This is a genomic window from Parasynechococcus sp., assembly GCF_042954325.1.
In the GTDB taxonomy this organism is placed as follows: domain Bacteria; phylum Cyanobacteriota; class Cyanobacteriia; order PCC-6307; family Cyanobiaceae; genus Parasynechococcus.
Map to the genome: position 1 here is coordinate 1 of NZ_JBGKDS010000033.1, position 18,340 is coordinate 18,340.

Below are 18,340 nucleotides of genomic sequence, written 5' to 3' on the forward strand. Positions count from 1 at the left end.
CTTGATCGATGAACTGGTCGTTCAGAACTACGCCTATTCCATTCAGGGCTTCGCCCGCGATCTCGATCAACCGGCCTTGCGCAAGGCCAGGGAGTGGGGCGTTCCCACACAGATTGGAATTTTGGCTGGGTTTGGCAAACGGACCACATCGATGAATGACTTGAACAGCAAGATCAAATTGGCTCGCACGCGCAATCACGGCGTGATCTTCTTCTATTGGGAAGGCATCTGCGGTCGACACAGACATTCATTCAATGACGACCAATGCTGGGCAGACTGGAGACGATTGACATCGAACTGACAATGCAATCTAAAATGGGAAAAACCAGCGATCAAACTCCGCAAAATCAGAACAAATCCTGTCCTGAATGGAGGCAGGCAAATCATCCAGAAACTGCATACAAGCCCCAACGCTGATCGACGAGCCCGAAGTATTATTAAATCGCTTACTGCGCAGGCTTAGATACTCTGACTCAAACTCAAGCCCAACAAATTCATAGATCGCAGAGACGGTATTCCGCGCATCAAAACAGATATCCTCTAAGCGGACAACAAAACAACCGTCGTCCTGCCATGCGTACTGATAGCCAAGATACGCAGAACGCATGTAGGCAATCTTCGGATCTCTCCAAGCTTCATACCAAGCATCAATCTGATCCAAAGAATACTTAGATCGCTTGAAATCGGATAAGGCAAGCGATCGAGGATCCTTAATGACAGCAACAATGGGGCGGCTGGAACGCTGCTGAACTCGACCTAGATCCGTAATATAACGCGGAGTCTTGTCGAAAATATAACGCGCTGATTTCTGCGCCAACAGAGACGAACTCTCGAACAACTTCGCATAAAACTCCTCAAAAGTTGATGACATACAAGCACGCTCGAAGTCAAGCTGATCGATCCCCCAACCCACAACCATATGGTTACAAAATGGCTCGTAGTTGAGAAAGTCTGAGGGCTGGGAACAAAGCAGAACGCCACACTCAAAACCGGAATCAACATCCGGGTGCTCACGAAAAAGATCGGAGACCATTGTGGTACCGCTGTGCTCCAGACCACAGATCAGAAAAGATAAAGAAGGAGCCATATTCCCACTCAAGTCAGCAATGTTCATCGTATCAGGATTGCAATGATTGTCTGCGCTTGACGAGATCATCAGGCAAGGCCATCAGTGCATTGCGTAAATCGAGCAACTCATTCGGTCGCACAACAGTCCCCACCGGTCGCGATGACACCTTGATGGGCTCTGCCAATGCTCCAGCATCACTGGCAATCACCCAGAGGCCAGCACTGAGGGCCTCTCGAGTGACCAAACCAAAACTTTCAGGCCAAATGGATGGAGCCACCAAAACATCTTGCTGAGCATAAAAATCTGGCATCAAATCCATGGAAACCGGTGCAATAAAGGACACCTTGTAGCCGTTCCACGTCGAGGTGTAACGATCACGGCTGGATCCCAATCGGTGATCGACAACAGTGAAGATCAAAGGGAGATCGGGGGGGAGTTCATGCACGGCACGGCGGAACAATTGATACCCCTTATGCAGACTCATCCCTCCGATATGACAAACACGATAAAACGGCTGGTAATCAGTTGCCTCCGAAATTGAACACCTCGATGCCAGTTGATCAGACATCGGCGCGAAACGATTTTCACGCACATCAACATCGGCGATGCCAGCCTTTGAGCAAAGGGATTGAAACGCCATCGACACAGCCCATCGACGATCAGCCGCAGAAAGAATTCCATACAACTCCTTCCTTCGCTCGAGAGCATCAGCACGCTCTTGATCCGATGGAGCATGGTCAAAATGTCCGAGGGGGTCGGACGGGTCGACCAATCGGCCCGATGGTGTCACCAAAAATTGTTCAGCACTCATCCACCAGGCATCGTGAAGCACAATGTCGTAAGGGATTCCCATCCGACGAGCCACGACGAGTGGTGAGGCTGTCAACAACTGACAGCAGTGACACTGGATGCGATCAAATTGTTCTTGGGCAAAGAACTCAGCACAAAAGTCTTCAACCAAGGGATCCTCATGCTTCGGCCACGGCTTAGGGGGCAAACACAACCGCACAACTCTGACACCTTTCCAATGGGAAATATCAAGACCAATCGCTTTCCTATAATCTGAATCTTGCTCAATTAATTGACCACGCAGTTGAGCGATCTCTTGGGCACTCGCACCCGATGATGTGAAAGATTGGTCGTGGGACGACAACGAAATCTGATCCGGTACACCAATCTGATCAGGAGATGCGACCACGGATGCAGGATCTGATTGCCAATGGTCGTAATCTGTACATAGCACCGTAATGTCGTAGTCAACGGAAGAGTCAGCGAGAAGATCGTCCACATAATCTTGGGCTACGCGGGTGGCACCGCCGACACTTTGAGGAGCAAAAAACACATTCACCACAAGAATTTTCTCTCGCTTGCGAGCTGACACAGGCAGCGCTGGATCAGAGCTCAACCAGGCGGACCAGAGGCTGTTTGCTGAGGATGGAGAAAAAATGCTCCGAGCATCCAGAAAAGCCTGGTGGCGCAGAGACGAATACAGCGATGAATCACCAAGAAGGCGTTCAATGGCCTCGAGCCACTGATCAGCAGTATCAGCAATCAGACCATTGCGTCCATCCGTCACCACATCGGTATAAGCATGGACAGGCGAGCAAATTGAAACGACCCCACAGAGACTGGCTTCCATCCATTTGATGGCACTTTTCGCATGGGTTGTTGGATGCACCTCTAAAGGCACAAGGGCAATCGATGCAGACTCCAAGACCCCCAAATACTCTGAATAATCGGAGAATGGAAGGATAGAAATACGACCGGAATACTTTGCAATTAAACTGGGACGATCAAAATGGCCAATAATAGTTAACGTGACCGTGGGATGCTTCCCAAGAATTGTCTCAAGAACGGGAATGATCAGCTCATGGAAGATTTGCTTGTGGGAAAGAGTTCCCGACGACACGACGATCCGATGCTGTGAGTCGATCGGCATCGATTCTTGATCGAATTGATCAGCCACATCATCCAAAGCAGCGAGCGGTAAATTGGGCAGTACATGCACGCATTGATCATCCAAACCTAAATCTCTCCGACAAACATCGGCGAGAACATTGGTGGAAACGATCACCTCATCAGCGTAGGCAAGAACGGCCTGACGCAACGGATAGTCAACGGACAGGTTTCTATATTGATAACGGGAAATACTTCCACCATATGATTCATAGGGCGCCGGGTAATCGGAGGTAAAAATTAGATCATCAATTTCAGAAAAAATCTTCTTCCCACAATGACGGGCAAAGGCCATCGCACGGAAAACTGGATAGGTTGCTGCCAACCTGCAGACAATAATTGCGTCGGCCCAAAGGACATGATGTGAGAACGACCATGACTTCAATTCATGGTGATCGAGACAACGCACTTCAGCACCAAGCGATGTCAGCTGAGAAAACTTTTGTTCAACTCGATACATCCAACATTGACGCAACTCAGGTTCACCAACAATCAGCCAACGTTTAATCGGAGCATCGACTGAACGGGATGATTCTCCGGACTGAAGCCAGAGGGTCTCAGCAATCGCCTGCTTCACACCAATCATCTGCTGATGAAAATGGCGAACCCGGTCACAGCTCAAACCTGCCTGCAACATCAAGGAAACAAGGTGCTGTGTCGATGCGTTGACGAGAAATCCAAGATTGTCCACCCAATGTCGAGGCCTGGACTGGCGTGGATGATCCTTCAAGAACTGTGGAAGAACAGATTGAATCTGCTCAATAACGACTTGCAGCAATGCCGGCGACTTATCAACAAATCCAACCACCGATGCCAAATATTGCAGGTCTTGAATGGCATCTGAGCTACCCCTGGACTTGGAGTATGTCGCCATCAGATATGTAAAACAATCGCCTGCCTTAAAAGCCAAGGCTCCATGACGCTCGTCCAAACTGAACGAGTGATCAACTTCCAGAATGGATCGAAGGTAAGTCGCCAATTGGAGATCGGCATAGACGGTATCAACCACCCGAGCCAAGGCCTCAAGCAAGCCCCGAGTCGTTCCGAGCGGTTTCGGCTGACGCTGCAGGAAGAACGTACCAATCAGCACATCGAATAAAGGCCGCAAATGCGTTTGCCATAACCGATTTTCCCAGCCCTGAAGACCAAGAAAACAACGCTCATTCAGTTGCTCAAGCAGATTTTGTGGCTGATCATCAACTCCATCAGAAACAAAAACATCTTGATCAATGGCGTGAAGATGATCTCCATCGAGATCCGATAACAATCGACGCATTGCAAGAAATACCAGCTCAATCCTTCGAGCAGCCTCTGACTGGACGCCATAGTCAAGGAAGGCATTATCCGAGACTGCTTTCAGCACGTAGCGAAGGGGAACGTTGTTCCAATCTCCAGAGAAACAACTCAAAATCGAATGTTCTAAAAGCCTTTTCCGAACGGCAAGTAGAAACAAGGATTGTTGTGAAGTGGACAGATAATCCTGAATCTTTGAAGTTTGTCCCTTCTCAATCTGGCTGGAGACCAACCCAGGAAGCAATGTCGACTTGATCGCATCCGTCATCGACCATGCAACGCCACCAATCAAGGCACCACTTTTACTTTCAACCACCTTGAGAGTGACCGGCAAATCGAGCAGATCCGTCATCGAGCGCCCCTCAATGATCGATAGGTCCACAGAAAAACCACAATCCAGAGCTGTTAATCCTGCATCGATCAAATCAGGCCTTGGCTGTGATGCTGGACCCTCACCAACCAAAAGATCGTCGCGCTCTGTCCAGTACACACAAACGGTGGACATCTCAGTGCCATAGCTCGAAGCATCCACCCATCCCCGCAGGGAAAGGTCATCTTGAAACCCATCAATATGTCCACGAATGGAGGATTGAACCGAATCAGCCAATGGGCGCGGCGGGTGAGCACCGCTGGGGATGATTGCAGCATCGGCCTTGACCTCATCCTGCGGAGCCAAGGCCAACGGCATCATCGGCGGCTCAGGACGCTGTTGGGTTGGGCTCCAACGCTGAATCATTTGCTGCCTCAACAACGCACTGATCGATAACGTCACACCGGGGTCCGTCGGCCCTGTAATCAATCGACGAAACAGTTGGAGATCACTCAACGCCTTGAGGTCAGGATGCTTGGAGCGATACGCCTCAAGCGGAAAGAGCGTCGCCAGAAGCCGCAAACTTGGCCCAAGAAATGTGGTGCTTTCACCGGGGTGAGCCCACGGAGGCTGAACATCCTGGCTGGATCTGGATGGCTTAATCCACAACAGACAATCTCGGAAGGGCTGTTGAAATCCCTGCGTCCTGAGAAAAACCGATAACGACTGCTGCCAGAGCAGACCCAGGGGGTGAAGCGAAAGATCAATCCGGGTGCACTGCCCCAGCAAAGACTGAGAGCGCTTCAAGGTCAGCAATGGATCTCCCTGGGCGAGCGTCAAAGCCAAAGATCTCTGATCAAGACGCTCAAATCCGGATTGAGCGATGAACTGATCCAGTCGATCAGCCTTGACAACAAACTGCTTGTCCAGCGTGATCGAGCACGCCGGATTGCACCAGGAAATCAACCCTTCTGCAAATATTCCATTCAAAAAAGGCTGCTGAAATTGATACCAAATCTTTTTTGCACCCGCCTTGGCGATCACACCATGACGGAGTACAAAAGAGTTGGGGTCTCGCTCACTCGAACAACATCGCCGTTTAATCAATGCATCTGCCCAGTCATCCCGATCACCCGTAATCACCAACAGCGGTTGGTCCGGCACAGGGGATGGACACAATGCCGCTGGACCGACATAAACCTGAAGAGGAGACAATCTCATCGGTTATCAGCCCAGGGCTTTTAATGGTAAAGATATAGCACAGCCAAGTCCTGCGACTGCAATCAATGCAGCATAAAAATACTAAAAAATAGCCCTAACTATGACAACAGAAGTGTCACAACCTCCTGGGTATTTGCAGACAACTCTCCACCACGATCCGCTAGAGATCGAATGGCTTGGTGCATCAACGCAGAGCGATCATCTGCATAGGTCTTCCAACGACTGAACACCTTGGCCATTCGAGATGCTGTGATCGGGTTTCTTGAATCCACATCAAGAATCTGCTCGGCCATGAATTGATAGCCACTGCCATCGTCGGCGTGGAAAGCCAGTGTGTTGGCCGTGAATCCACCCAACACAGCTCTCAGAGAATTGGGCGCCAAGGGATCGAAACGTGGATGCTGCAACAAGCCGCGCACGTGGTCGAGGGCATCGGACCTCGGCATTGAGGCCTCCATCGAAAACCAAGCATCGAGAATCACCGGTTTGTGTTGCCAACGCTGTTCAAACAGGCGCGACGCTTCGTCACGCTCTGTGCAATCCACCGGCTGCAAGGCACGCAAAGCTGCACGGGCCAGCGTCATCGAAGGACCGGAAACAGCAGAGAGAGCCTCCCGGCGGATCTCTTGATCGTCCGCAGCGAGCCAAGTCCAGGCGACAGCAGTGAGTTGTCGATGGCCCTGACCGGCTGGCCAGGCTTGAGTCCATCCCACCCGAGCCGCGGACAACAGTTGATGCAAGGGATCCCTTAGCTCCTCAGCCAAACGTTCACGGAAGGCCATGACAGCCCGGTAAAGCGCAGGGGGATCAGCAGGAGACTGCAACGACTCCAGTTCCGCCAGACCAGGCAAACCCAGAAGGGTGGCCAGTTCCGATTCGTGGCCCGCCGTCAACGCACCGAGGCGTTGGCGCAAAGCATCAATCAGCGCGGCCTCCTTCGGCTGATCCGGTTGATCCGACGCACGCGCCAAAAGAACATCGCGATAGAGAGACTGGGCCGCATCCCACCGCGAGAAGGGATCGTCGTCTGCAGCCAAGAGCAGCAGTGTGTCCGCCAACGGCCGGGATTGGCGCAGAACCACAGGAGCCGAAAAGCTGCGCAACACCGAAAGGGCGGGGGCCTGCGCCGCGGGGGCTGCTTGAAGAGTCACCGTCGCGGACTCACGATCAAACACCACCAAACGCTCTTCGTTCAGCCGTCCATCCGAACCGATCAAGGCCATCGACACAGGCAAAACCATGGGTGTCTTGACGGGCTGGCCCGGGGTGGCAGCGGTGGACTGCTGAAGCGAAACGACCATCTCTCCTCGCTCAGCATCCCAACGCTGATCAATCGACAGCAGGGGCGTTCCAGCCTGGTGATACCAACCGCGGAACTGATCCAGATCGAAGCCGAGGGGCTCTCCGTCCTGCGTCGCACCGGCAGCGATCGATTCAACAAAATCTTCTGTGGTGGCAGCCGTGCCATCGAAACGGCGCACATACTCAGCAATTCCTCGCATGAACCGCTCCTCCCCCAGCAAGGTGTGGAGCATGCGAATCACCTCAGCGCCTTTCTCATAAATGGTTGTGGTGTAGAAATTATCAATGGCTTGGTATTCACTCGGCTTCACAGGATGAGCCGTTGGGCCGGCATCTTCACGGAATTGCGTGTTCCTCAACATCGCCACATCTTCAATGCGTTTAACAGCTGCAGAGTGAAGATCAGCGGTAAAACTCTGATCGCGAAAGACAGTGAGACCCTCCTTCAACGACAGCTGGAACCAATCACGGCAGGTGATGCGGTTGCCTGTCCAATTGTGAAAATACTCATGGGCAATCACACTCTCAACGCGCTCAAGCTCACCATCCGTCGCCGTCTCTGCATCCGCAAGAACTAATTTCGAATTAAAAATATTCAGGCTTTTATTCTCCATCGCGCCCATATTAAAATGGCGAACGGCGACAATATTGTATTCATCAAGATCATATTCAAGTTGATAGACACGTTCATCCCACTCCATCGAGCGCTTCAAGGAGGCCATGGCATGGGCGGTGTAAGACTCATCTCCCGGCTCAACATGAAGCCTTAGAGCAACCGAACGGCCAGATGCTGTGCGGTACTCATCACGAATCTCGCTAAGTTGACCTGCCACCAAGGCAAATAGATAGGACGGCTTCCGCGATGGATCAATCCATCGCATCGCATGACGACCTTCGGCCTCCACTGGGATGCTGATCCCATTGCCGTTGCTCAACAGAACAGGGAAGCGGGCTTGATCCGCTTCCAGTCGAACGGTCCATCGACTGAGAACATCGGGGCGATCGGGATGGAAAGCAATTCGACGGAAGCCTTCCGCCTCACATTGCGTGGTCAACATCCCTTCGCTGGCATACAAACCCTCCAGCGAACGATTGCTGTCCGGATGCAGCCGACAACGTGTTGTCAGAACGAATGGCTGATCAGGAGGCTGGGCAATCGTGAGCGTTGATTGATCCAGAACCCACTGGTCCTTGTTCAGAGGAGTTTGATCAATGCTGATGCTCTCAAGCTGCAGATCCACTCCTTGCAGAACCAAAGCCTGGCCAGGCTGACGGGGTTCCAGCTGCAATTGGCTGGTCACCGACACATGGTCCGACTGGATTTGGACGTCCAGCTCGACCGTCGGAAGCTCAAACGGCCATGGGCTGTAATCGACGAGTCTGACGGTTCCGGCTGCACCCATCGATCAGGACCAGGCATTCATCAGACCTGATCCTGACCGATTTGGCTCTGAATCGACTGATCAGGGCTTGGGGGCGCCTTTCTTGGCGGCAGCGGCTCCCTTCAGCACCTGGTCTTGGATTTCCTTGGGGATGTTGTCCTTACAGATGCTCATCGCGGCCAGCATCGTGTTGTTCACAACTCCGACGTTGAGCTGCTGGGGCGTCAGAGGCTTCGTCAAGCCAGGTTGATCAATCTTGTAAGCGTGCTTGCGGGCCACAACCCCGTAAAAGCCAACAGCACCCACCTGAACAGCTTTGTCAAAAGCCAGGCCTTGCTGGAGGGCCTCACACATCGATGAACCACCCATCACCATGTAGGTGTTCATCTCGTCGAGGGTGGCAGGCTTGCCAACAGGGGCTTTCTGAGCAAAGCCGGCCGGTGCGGCAGCGGCAATGACAACGAGAGACGCAAGAATCGACTTGATCATTCTCCGGGCGCAATCCCCGCGAAAAGGTGCGTCAATAGTGACACGATTCGCTTGACCCATGCGTCTCATATCAGACCAGACGGCAAGGCGTCACGATTCCTGGATGGGGGGATAAGGGTCTTCCAGGCGAATTTCGTGGTGATGTTCAACGATGGAGAGCTCTCCGTTTTCCCAGCTGTAGATCGCTCGGTAGCGGTAGCGATCCTGATCCACCAAACGGATGTGTTCGATGATGTCCCACTGCTGGTAATGGGATTCGAGAATCGTTTCGTGTTCGTCGACCTGCCGAAGCCGGGTCCGCACGGGGTCGGCATTGAGATAACCGCGACTGCGTTGGAGCTGATGGCCCCAAAGCGTGGCTTCCATGACGCCGTTCTGCTCAAACCAGGGTTTGTGGGCAAAGAAAGCCTGATTGGACGTGAGACTTGATTCCGGCCACCAGGTGAACCGATACCGCGTTTCCCCCGCCTGAGGTTCAGCGAAGATCTCCATCTTGAGGTTCATATCCAGGTGATACACCTGGTCGTCACTGAAGAGGTACTGACGCCGCGATCGCCAGAGTCCAAGGTTCCTGGAAAACCAACGGCGCAAACTGCTGTCCACCTGAATGGACTGAGCTGACCCTGTTCCGCTGGGAGCCGACAACGGCACGCGGTTTTGCGCAGTGAAAAGCGACATGGACCGCGCTGAAAGCGCTACGGACTGTTTGAGAACGTCTTAGCGCCATTCACCTGCTGGTCAAAAACCCATAAGGTGAGCATCGGATTTGCCATGGACCGTCAGCGTGAACGACGACGTTCCTCCGGCTTCCCAACACCTTCAACTTTTATTGGTTGCAGCCAGGCAACACCTTTCTGGCCCCGATCTTCGCTCGCTTGTTCAGTACCTCGAACGCGACGACATCGGCTTTGAGGTAACGCTTCAGCTCGCCGACCCTTCTCAACAACCGGAATTACTCGAACTGCACCGGCTCGTGGTGACCCCGGCGCTGATCAAGCTGTCGCCGTCGCCCAAGCAGGTCTTCGCCGGAAGCAACATTCTTCAGCAGCTGAAAGGTTGGTTGCCGCGCTGGCAACAAGACGGTGTCGTCAGTGGATTGGGGTTGAGTCTGCGACCCACGGAACTGGATGGAAGTCGGACCCAGAAGGAACTGCAACTCGAAGATCAGTTGCTGGTGCTGCGCCAGGAAAACGAAACCCTGATTGATCGCATCCACGCCCAGGAGCGTTTGCTGCGGATGGTCGCCCATGAATTGCGCACTCCTCTTACGGCGGCGGCGTTAGCGCTGCAAAGCCAGCGCCTGGGACAGATCGATATGGATCGTTTTCAGGATGTCGTCACCCGTCGATTGCAGGAGATGGAAGCGCTGTCCAAAGATCTCCTGGAAGTGGGCACCACCCGCTGGGAAGCCTTGTTCAATCCGCAAAGGCTCGACCTCGCCAGCGTGTCAGCGGAGGTGATTCTCGAACTGGAGAAACTCTGGCTCGGGCGCAATGTCGAAATCCGTACGGACATCCCCATCGACCTCCCCAAGGTCTTTGCCGATCAACGCCGGATGCGGCAGGTGCTGCTGAATCTTCTCGAAAACGCCCTCAAATACACAGGGAATGGTGGGCACATCACACTGACGATGCTGCACCGCACCAGCCAGCGCGTGGAAGTGAGCGTGTGCGACAGCGGCCCCGGCATCCCGAAGGAAGAGCAGCAGAGGATCTTCATGGATCGGGTCCGACTGCCCCAGACTTCGAACCAGACCACAGGCTTTGGCGTCGGGCTTTCCGTGTGCCGCCGCATCGTTGAAGTCCACGGCGGCCGCATCTGGGTGGTCTCAGAGCCCGGTGAGGGAGCCTGTTTCACCTTCACCGTTCCCGTCTGGCAAGGCCAAGGGCAGGAATGGGGGCAGGCTGTCTTGACGGAGGGCAGGGCTGAAGCGTAATTTTGTTGGGTGCTCGGGGCGGAAAACGCCCGCTGAACACGGCCTCGCCCCCATCGTCTAGAGGCCTAGGACACCTCCCTTTCACGGAGGCGACAGGGGTTCGAATCCCCTTGGGGGTATGTAATCGATCGTTCATTCACTCGAATGAGTGATGAAGGGCTACGAAAAGGTTTCAGGTCTGCATGACCTGGTTAGAAGAACGTTCTGAGACAGTTTTTCAGGATGCCTTAGACGCCTGACAACGACGGATGGCTTCCTGTTCAACGGAGCGCAGGTTGCTGGTCAGGTCATCACGAAGACGTTCTTCGATCAAGGCGATCGGCATGCCAATGCATCCCTGAACGGTCAGTTCGTAGACCAACGAACACCCCTCGGGCAGTGGTGTGATGCTCCAGGTGCCTTCAAACCGCCGAAAATCGCCTTTCAACATGTGAAAGCGCAGTTCGCCCTCGGTTCGGCACTCGGTGAGCTCCAGCAACACCTGAGCGGAAAAGCGAAGGCCAAGCAGCTGCTGACTGCCCACCTGACGAAGCTGGACCGTGTTGTCGACGCGCTGAACCAGTTCGCTGGAACTGAGATTCGGAATAAAGGAGCTGAGCTTCTCGTAATCGGTCAAGACGTCCCAGAACACCTCCTCCGCAATCGAAGAACGCAGCTGAACAGCAAGCCGTCGCACCCCCATGGGCATCCGCTCCATGGTCTGCTCGATGGCTGTGGATGCCGACGACCCGCTCGTCACTTCGTCAGGACGCAGACGCAGGAGTGACTTGGGACTGAGCAAGACGGAAGAAGGGTGTGGAGGACCTCGGCCGGAGTCGAAGCTCCCGGATCTTAAGAAAGACGATCAGGAGCTTAATAATTCCCTCAACCCCTGCAGCCAACTGCGCACAAAGCTCAATCAAACGCAGAACCACGCTTATAGTCGCGCCACTAGAAAGCTGGTTTTCAATGCGGGTGTCCATTGCAGCGACAGGCCAATCCGATCCGACGCTGTTCACAGTGATTGCTAGTGGTCGTCAAGCTGGATCCCGAGCTTCTGTGGTTCAGACCTACCGGGTCGGTCTGAACCAGTTATCAGCACTGTTTAAACGACTCGGCGCCACCGGAGCCAACATCCTGGCTGTGACCCCAGCCAATGAGGGCGCACCGGAAGCACCCAAGGCCGTGCCGGCCCCCAGCAGCGCTCCTGCTGCTGCGGCTCCGAGCCCAGCCGCCAAAAAGAAGCCGCACGGCAACGTTCCGGTGAACACCTACAAGCCGAAAAATCCGTTTGTGGGAACCGTCACCGAAAACTATTCCCTGCTCAAGGACGGTGCCATCGGCAAGGTCCAGCACATCACCTTTGATCTCTCCGCAGGGGATCCTCAGCTCGAGTACGTCGAAGGCCAGAGCATCGGCATCATTCCCGATGGTGTTGACGCCAAGGGCAAGCCCCACAAGCTCCGCCTGTACTCGATCGCCAGTACCCGACATGGCGATAACTACCAAGACGACACGGTTTCGCTGTGCGTCCGCCAACTCGAGTACAAAAACGAGGCCGGTGAACAGATCTATGGGGTCTGCTCAACGTTCCTCTGCGATCTGGAACCGGGCAGCAAGGTCAAGATCACCGGTCCCGTCGGTAAGGAGATGCTTCTCCCCGAGGACGAAGACGCCAACATCATCATGCTGGCCACCGGCACCGGCATTGCACCGATGCGCACCTACATCCGTCGGATGTTCGAGCCGCGTGAACGTGATGCCAACGGATGGACCTTCCGAGGCAAAGCCTGGCTCTTCATGGGTGCCCCCAAAACCGCCAACCTTCTCTACGACGAGGACTTCCTCCACTACGAGACATCATTCCCCGACAACTTCCGCTACACCAAGGCAATCAGCCGCGAGCAGCAGAACACCAAGGGCGGTCGGATGTACATCCAGGATCGCGTGCTCGAGCACGCTGAAGAGATCTTCGCGATGATTGAAGATCCGAAGACGCACGTTTACATGTGCGGTCTGCGAGGGATGGAACCCGGCATCGATGAAGCCATGACAGCCGCAGCCGCGGCCAAAGGGCTGGATTGGTCGAAACTGCGTCCTCAACTCAAGAAAGCTGACCGCTGGCACGTTGAAACCTATTGAGCCGATCCAGACGGATTCGATCCCTCCAACGGACTTTCAGGACTCACCCTTGCGGTGGGTCCTTTTTTTTGGGTTGACAACAAACCACATCGGAATCCGAGCTTCCTGCTGTCCGTGTAATGTCGCGACCCATTTCCGGGTCTAAACCAGCTTCAGAAGCCTGGGCAGCATGAGCGCCACGATCACCAATCCGCTCCGGATTGGACTTCGACAGGAGCGTGTCATTGCGCCCCAATGCCTGGTGATCTTTGGTGCAAGTGGTGACCTGACCCATCGAAAACTTGTTCCAGCGCTGTTCGAACTGTTCAAGCAGCGTCGACTGCCCAGCGAATTCGCCATCCTCGGTTGTGCCCGACGCCCTTGGAGTGACGCCGAGTTCAGGGGAAAAATGGCCGAATCCCTCAGTCAGTCGATCAACGACAACCCCGATGCTTGGGACCAGTTCGTCGCCAAGTTGTTCTACGAACCGGTGGACCTGGAGAAGCCAACTGATGTGGTGAAACTGGGGGGTCGACTCGAAGAAATCGACCAGCAGTGTGCGACCCGAGGCAATCGCACCTTTTATCTTTCGGTGTCTCCGAAGTTCTACGGCAGTGGTTGCAGGGCGCTGTCGGATGCCGGTCTGCTCAAAGATCCAAAACGCAGCAGGGTTGTCATTGAAAAACCCTTCGGGAGGGACTACAGCAGTGCGCAATCACTGAACAAGATTGTTCAGAGCTGCGGACAGGAGAGTCAGATCTTCCGAATCGACCATTACCTGGGCAAGGAAACGGTTCAGAACATCCTGGTACTGCGCTTTGCCAATGCCATCTTCGAACCGATCTGGAATCGCAATTACATTTCCAGCGTTCAGATCACAGCCGCTGAAACCGTCGGAGTCGAAGAACGCGCCGGCTACTACGAATCGTCAGGCGCCCTGCGCGACATGGTGCAAAACCATCTCACCCAGATGCTGGCGATCACGGCGATGGAACCACCGGGCCGCTTCGATCCGGAAGCGATCCGCAATGAAAAAGCCAAGGTTCTCCAGGCCGCTCGCCTCGCTGACGAACTGGAACCCTGGAACTGCTGTGTGCGCGGTCAATACGGTCCCGGTGGAAGCAGCGACATGCCCCTGAACGGATATCGCAATGAACCCGGGGTGGATCCAACCAGCACCACGGAAACCTATGTGGCGATGAAACTATTCATCGACAATTGGCGCTGGCAAGGCGTGCCGTTTTATGTGCGCACGGGTAAACGACTCGCCAAACGCATGAGCGAAGTGGTGCTGACCTTTCGCGAAGCACCGGTTCACCTCTTTGATGCCGCCACCGGTGGCCCGACCGCCAACCAACTGATTCTTCGGATCCAGCCGGACGAAGGCGCGGAATTCAAATTCGAGGTGAAGTCGCCGGGGTCAGGCATGCGCAGCCGGCCTGTCGAGATGGAATTCTCCTATGACGAATCCTTCGGAGAACCCTCAGATGAGGGCTATGTGCGACTTCTGGCGGACGCCATGCTCAGCGATCCCACCCTGTTCACCCGCAGCGATGAAGTGGAAGCCGCATGGAGGCTCTACACACCACTGCTTGAGCTGATCGAAGACAGCCCCTGGCAACTCCCAATTCACCCCTACGAATCCCGCACCTGGGGTCCAGCGGCAGCAGATGCGCTACTCGCCCGGGATGGCCTGCTCTGGCGTCGCCCCTGACATCGGATCCACCACGCACCGACCGCATTCTTTTTCGGCACCGACCATGTCTCCCCAGCTGACGCTTCAAACCCCCCTTGCCCTCGCCCCCTCAGAGGTTCCCAGCTACCTCGAGCAGCTCTGGTCTCCAGAGCAGCAGGGTGGTGCCGGCACAGGGGCCAACACGTTTTGTCTGCTGATCTGGCAACCGGCCTGGGCCGAACAGCAATTAATCCGCACCGGACGCCTGCCGGGTCCGATCACAGGCCAACAATCCAATGAGATCCTGGCTGCCGCCCGACAAGCCATTGCGGATCGGAACCTACCCCGCACAACGGCACCACTCGACGGCTCTGTGATCAGTTCGCTGGCTGAGATTGCCGTTGATGAGACCCCCGACAGTGACGACCTAAGGGGGCAGTTCATCGACCCCGCCCTCAGCGCATTGCAACCGCGGCGCCTCATCACATTGGCTCCAACCATCGATCCTGATCGACACCTGGAAACGATGGTCGCGGCCTACTGCCCGTTGCCGGAGGAAGGAGGAGGCACCGCTGCCTGTGGTGATGTGGTGGTCCTGCGCGGTGGTCACAGCGCCCTCCGAGATGGACTCGCCATCGTGGACCCCCTGATGCCAACGGCACTGCCAGCCTGGGTGTGGTGGAACGGGTTTCTCGATGAAGCACCGGAGCTGATGGATCAGCTCGCCAGCCAACCCAGGCGACTGATCATCGACACCGCGGTGGGGCAACCGCAGCAGTGTCTCAACGTTTTGGCGGACAGGATCCAATCCGGTCAGGCCATCAATGACCTGAACTGGCTTCGTCTGCGCAGCTGGCGGGAGACCCTGGCCATGGTGTTCGATCCACCGCAACGGCGTGAAGCCCTCGCCCACATCGTGCAAATCGATGTTGATGTCGAAGGAGCCCATCCTGCCCAAGGCCTGTTGATGACGGCTTGGATCGCTGACCGCCTTGGCTGGACGCTGCAATCCAGTGAGGAACAGAACGGTGAAATCAATGCACGCTTCCTGCGCCCCGATGGGGAACAGGTGCTGATGAACCTGATGCCCGTTCCGATGGAGGCCCCCAGTGCCCATGCTGGACAACTGGTCGGTCTGCGCCTGATCAGCAAGCCCGACGCCGGACGGGGGGTGTGTGTCATCCTCTGTGCCGAATCGGGGGGATGCATGCGCCTGGAGGGCGGCGGCATGGCCGATCTCGAGCTCCACGAAGACGTGGTCTCGATTCAACATGCCAGTCCGGAGATGGACATCGCCCGGCTGTTGGCGGGGGGGCACGACACCACCAACCCGCTGCTGGCCAATGCGGCCGCTCTGGCTGCCAGGCTGCTGAGCTGATTCACGTTCTGCCATGGCCGTTGTGATCACCGCGCCGGCCAGCGGCAGTGGCAAAACACTGGTGAGCCTGGCGCTGCTGGCCTGGGCGCGACAGCAGGGCCACAGCATCCAGGGCTTCAAGGTCGGACCCGACTATCTGGACCCACAACTGATCACTGCGGTCTCGGGGCAACCCTGTCGGAACCTCGACATCTGCCTGTGCGGAGAATCCTGGGTTGAGCGTGCTTTTCACGGCTACGGCGGTGGCAACGATTTCGCCCTCGTTGAGGGTGTCATGGGCCTGTTCGACGGCGTGGGCAACAGCGAAGAGGGCAGCACCGCCGCTGTGGCGCGACAGCTCGGGCTTCCGGTTGTGCTGGTGGTGGATGCCGGAGGACAAGCCGCCTCGCTGGCCGCCCTTGTGCGCGGGTTCCGTGATCACGATCCCGATCTGACCCTCGCCGGCGTCATTCTCAACCGGGTGAGCACGGACCGGCACCGCCAGTTGCTCGAAGACGTGCTCGAGCGCATTCAGGTGCCGGTGCTCGGCTGCCTGCCCCGCTGCGATGCACTGGCCTTACCGAGCCGACATCTCGGCCTGGCCCCCGCCCATGAACTCGGACAAGCCGACCTACGCATCCGCCGCTGGGCGGATCTCGCGGCCGAACATCTCAACCTGAAGGCGCTGCTCCCCCTATTACGGGCCCCCGAAATGGGCGAGGACCCGCTCAAGCACATCGAGCCAGACCACCACAAGCGCCCCGATCGACCGGTCGCCGTGGCGGGGGATGCCGCCTTCCACTTCCGCTACCCGGAAACCGGAGAGTTGCTCGAGCGCCTGGGCATGCCTTTGCTGCCCTGGAGTCCACTGGCCAACGAGGCCATTCCCAACGAAGCCTGTGGGCTGATTCTCCCTGGGGGATTCCCCGAACAACACGCCGAAGAACTCTCGACCTGCCGAACCAGTCTGAAATCCCTGCGCGACTTCTCCACGCAACGGCCGACGTACGCCGAATGCGGCGGCATGCTTTTGCTGGGGCGCCAGCTCAGTGATCTGAACGGCCGCCCACACGCCATGGCCGGCCTTCTCGATTTCTCGGCCCGGAGAGGAAGGCTTCAAGTGGGGTATCGCACCCTCCGGCCCCTGCGGGATGGGTTGCTCACCCGGCGCGGCGATCAACTGCAAGGCCATGAATTCCATCGCTGGGAGCTCGACACCGCCCCCCAGAATCCCGACACCTCCCTGTGGGAGATTGAAGGTTGGCGATCGCAAGGACGGGCGGAGGGATGGACGCATCCAAAGCTTCACGCCAGCTGGGTTCACCTGCACTGGGCCAGCTGTTCGACGATTTGCTCCCGATGGGACGACGCGCTCGGAACCGGGAATCCAGCTACAACAAACGCTTTGTAACCCGTCAGCAACCCCAGCGGCCAGCGCCCTTTATGGAGCGCTGGCGCATGATCGTGGAAGGACGTGTCCAAGGCGTTGGCTTCCGAACCAGCTGTCATCGCCGGGCGCTGGAACTTGGCCTGCGCGGCTGGGTCCGCAACCGTCCCGACGGCAGTGTGGAAGTCCAAGCGGAGGGTCGCCCCCTCGACATCGCTGAATTGCGCGCCTGGTGTGAGAAGGGATCAGCCCAGAGCCAGGTCACTCGGGTGAAACCCTCCCAGCTGCCGATCACCGGTGATGACTGGTTTGAGGTCCGCAGCTAACGCGGCTGTGAAAAGAATCCGCAGAGGCCCAAGGTGCAGGTCTCATGCTGGCTACTGGTGAGACAAGCCGCTCTCCCCTGAGACCGTGCTCCAGCTCCACCGTTCCAGTCTCTCTCTGATCGTCTGCCTCAGCGCGACTCCCCTCCTGGCAGTCAGCGTCTTGGGGGCTCGACGCCCCTCCATCGAAGGGCACTACCCATCCGCGCGGGCAGCGATTGCCGCGTGTCAGCAGTGGCAGAAACAGGAAGGACTCTTCAGCACAGGCACCGCCGAGCAATCAACGCAAACCAGGATTCGCACCTGCGTGGTGGATCTCGATCGCCCCTTGGTGCTGGGGCATCGCTACAGCGTGGTTGTCGGTGCCCACTACAACAGGCCGCTCGAGAATCTGCATCGCAAGCTCAGCCAGCGATTCCCATTCCAACTCCAAACAGACGACACTGATCTGTAACGACCCAGGCCAGCGGTGACGCATCCCTACAGCCCCCGCAATCGCACCTTCTGGAGAGCGCTTGTGGGCGTGATCAGCCTGGGGGT

The 18,340-nt window shown here is 56.2% G+C and carries 13 protein-coding genes, 1 tRNA gene and 1 pseudogene; 9 read left to right on the forward strand and 6 right to left on the reverse strand.

Going from position 1 to position 18,340, the window contains the following annotated elements:
- A pseudogene (locus tag ACGVKB_RS05005) lies at positions 1-301 on the forward strand (hypothetical protein); the annotation flags it as partial.
- Positions 302-310: 9 nt separating this feature from the next.
- Here ACGVKB_RS05005 and ACGVKB_RS05010 read toward each other — a convergent pair.
- From ACGVKB_RS05010 to ACGVKB_RS05030, 5 genes are all read right to left on the reverse strand, one after another.
- Positions 311-1,114: a sulfotransferase gene (locus ACGVKB_RS05010; protein WP_392350179.1), complete on the reverse strand. Its 804-nt coding sequence runs from the start codon at positions 1,112-1,114 to the stop codon at positions 311-313.
- A 4-nt stretch (positions 1,115-1,118) separates the two neighbouring features.
- Positions 1,119-5,771 carry a glycosyltransferase gene (locus tag ACGVKB_RS05015; RefSeq protein ID WP_392350236.1) on the reverse strand — a complete coding sequence of 1,551 codons (4,653 nt, stop codon included), beginning with the start codon at positions 5,769-5,771 and terminating at the stop codon, positions 1,119-1,121.
- A 176-nt stretch (positions 5,772-5,947) separates the two neighbouring features.
- Positions 5,948-8,554, reverse strand: a complete 2,607-nt coding sequence (pepN, locus tag ACGVKB_RS05020) for an aminopeptidase N (RefSeq protein ID WP_392350180.1) — start codon at positions 8,552-8,554, stop codon at positions 5,948-5,950.
- Positions 8,555-8,614: 60 nt separating this feature from the next.
- Complete coding sequence (locus ACGVKB_RS05025; protein ID WP_392350181.1) at positions 8,615-9,022, reverse strand: hypothetical protein; 408 nt, start codon at positions 9,020-9,022, stop codon at positions 8,615-8,617.
- A gap of 90 nt (positions 9,023-9,112) precedes the next feature.
- The gene (locus ACGVKB_RS05030; RefSeq protein WP_392350182.1) at positions 9,113-9,700 is read right to left on the reverse strand and encodes a hypothetical protein; all 588 of its coding nucleotides are present in this window, start codon (positions 9,698-9,700) and stop codon (positions 9,113-9,115) included.
- A 106-nt stretch (positions 9,701-9,806) separates the two neighbouring features.
- Here ACGVKB_RS05030 and ACGVKB_RS05035 point away from each other — a divergent pair, with 106 nt between their 5' ends.
- Positions 9,807-10,958 carry a histidine kinase gene (locus tag ACGVKB_RS05035; protein ID WP_392350183.1) on the forward strand — a complete coding sequence of 384 codons (1,152 nt, stop codon included), beginning with the start codon at positions 9,807-9,809 and terminating at the stop codon, positions 10,956-10,958.
- A 46-nt stretch (positions 10,959-11,004) separates the two neighbouring features.
- Positions 11,005-11,077 (forward strand) — tRNA-Glu (locus ACGVKB_RS05040).
- A 98-nt stretch (positions 11,078-11,175) separates the two neighbouring features.
- On the opposite strand, the gene ACGVKB_RS05045 is transcribed toward ACGVKB_RS05040, so the two are convergent.
- The gene (locus tag ACGVKB_RS05045; RefSeq protein WP_392350237.1) at positions 11,176-11,655 is read right to left on the reverse strand and encodes an SRPBCC family protein; all 480 of its coding nucleotides are present in this window, start codon (positions 11,653-11,655) and stop codon (positions 11,176-11,178) included.
- A gap of 251 nt (positions 11,656-11,906) precedes the next feature.
- Between ACGVKB_RS05045 and ACGVKB_RS05050 the strand changes: the two genes are divergently transcribed.
- The 6 genes from ACGVKB_RS05050 (at position 11,907) to ACGVKB_RS05075 (ending at position 18,254) form a co-directional block, all read left to right on the forward strand.
- Positions 11,907-13,079, forward strand: coding sequence for an FAD-binding oxidoreductase (locus ACGVKB_RS05050; RefSeq protein WP_392350184.1), 1,173 nt, complete (start codon positions 11,907-11,909; stop codon positions 13,077-13,079).
- Positions 13,080-13,248: 169 nt separating this feature from the next.
- Positions 13,249-14,772, forward strand: a complete 1,524-nt coding sequence (gene zwf, locus ACGVKB_RS05055; protein WP_392350185.1) for a glucose-6-phosphate dehydrogenase — start codon at positions 13,249-13,251, stop codon at positions 14,770-14,772.
- A gap of 46 nt (positions 14,773-14,818) precedes the next feature.
- Positions 14,819-16,111, forward strand: a complete 1,293-nt coding sequence (locus ACGVKB_RS05060; RefSeq protein ID WP_392350186.1) for a glucose-6-phosphate dehydrogenase assembly protein OpcA — start codon at positions 14,819-14,821, stop codon at positions 16,109-16,111.
- Positions 16,112-16,124: 13 nt separating this feature from the next.
- Positions 16,125-17,501 (forward strand): cobyrinate a,c-diamide synthase, encoded by a 1,377-nt coding sequence (locus ACGVKB_RS05065; protein ID WP_392350187.1) that lies wholly within the window; start codon positions 16,125-16,127, stop codon positions 17,499-17,501.
- Positions 17,450-17,803, forward strand: coding sequence for an acylphosphatase (locus ACGVKB_RS05070; protein WP_392350188.1), 354 nt, complete (start codon positions 17,450-17,452; stop codon positions 17,801-17,803). Before ACGVKB_RS05065 ends, ACGVKB_RS05070 begins: the two co-directional genes overlap by 52 nt.
- An 85-nt stretch (positions 17,804-17,888) precedes the next feature.
- Positions 17,889-18,254: a hypothetical protein gene (locus ACGVKB_RS05075; RefSeq protein ID WP_392350189.1), complete on the forward strand. Its 366-nt coding sequence runs from the start codon at positions 17,889-17,891 to the stop codon at positions 18,252-18,254.
- The last annotated feature ends 86 nt before the right edge of the window (positions 18,255-18,340 follow it).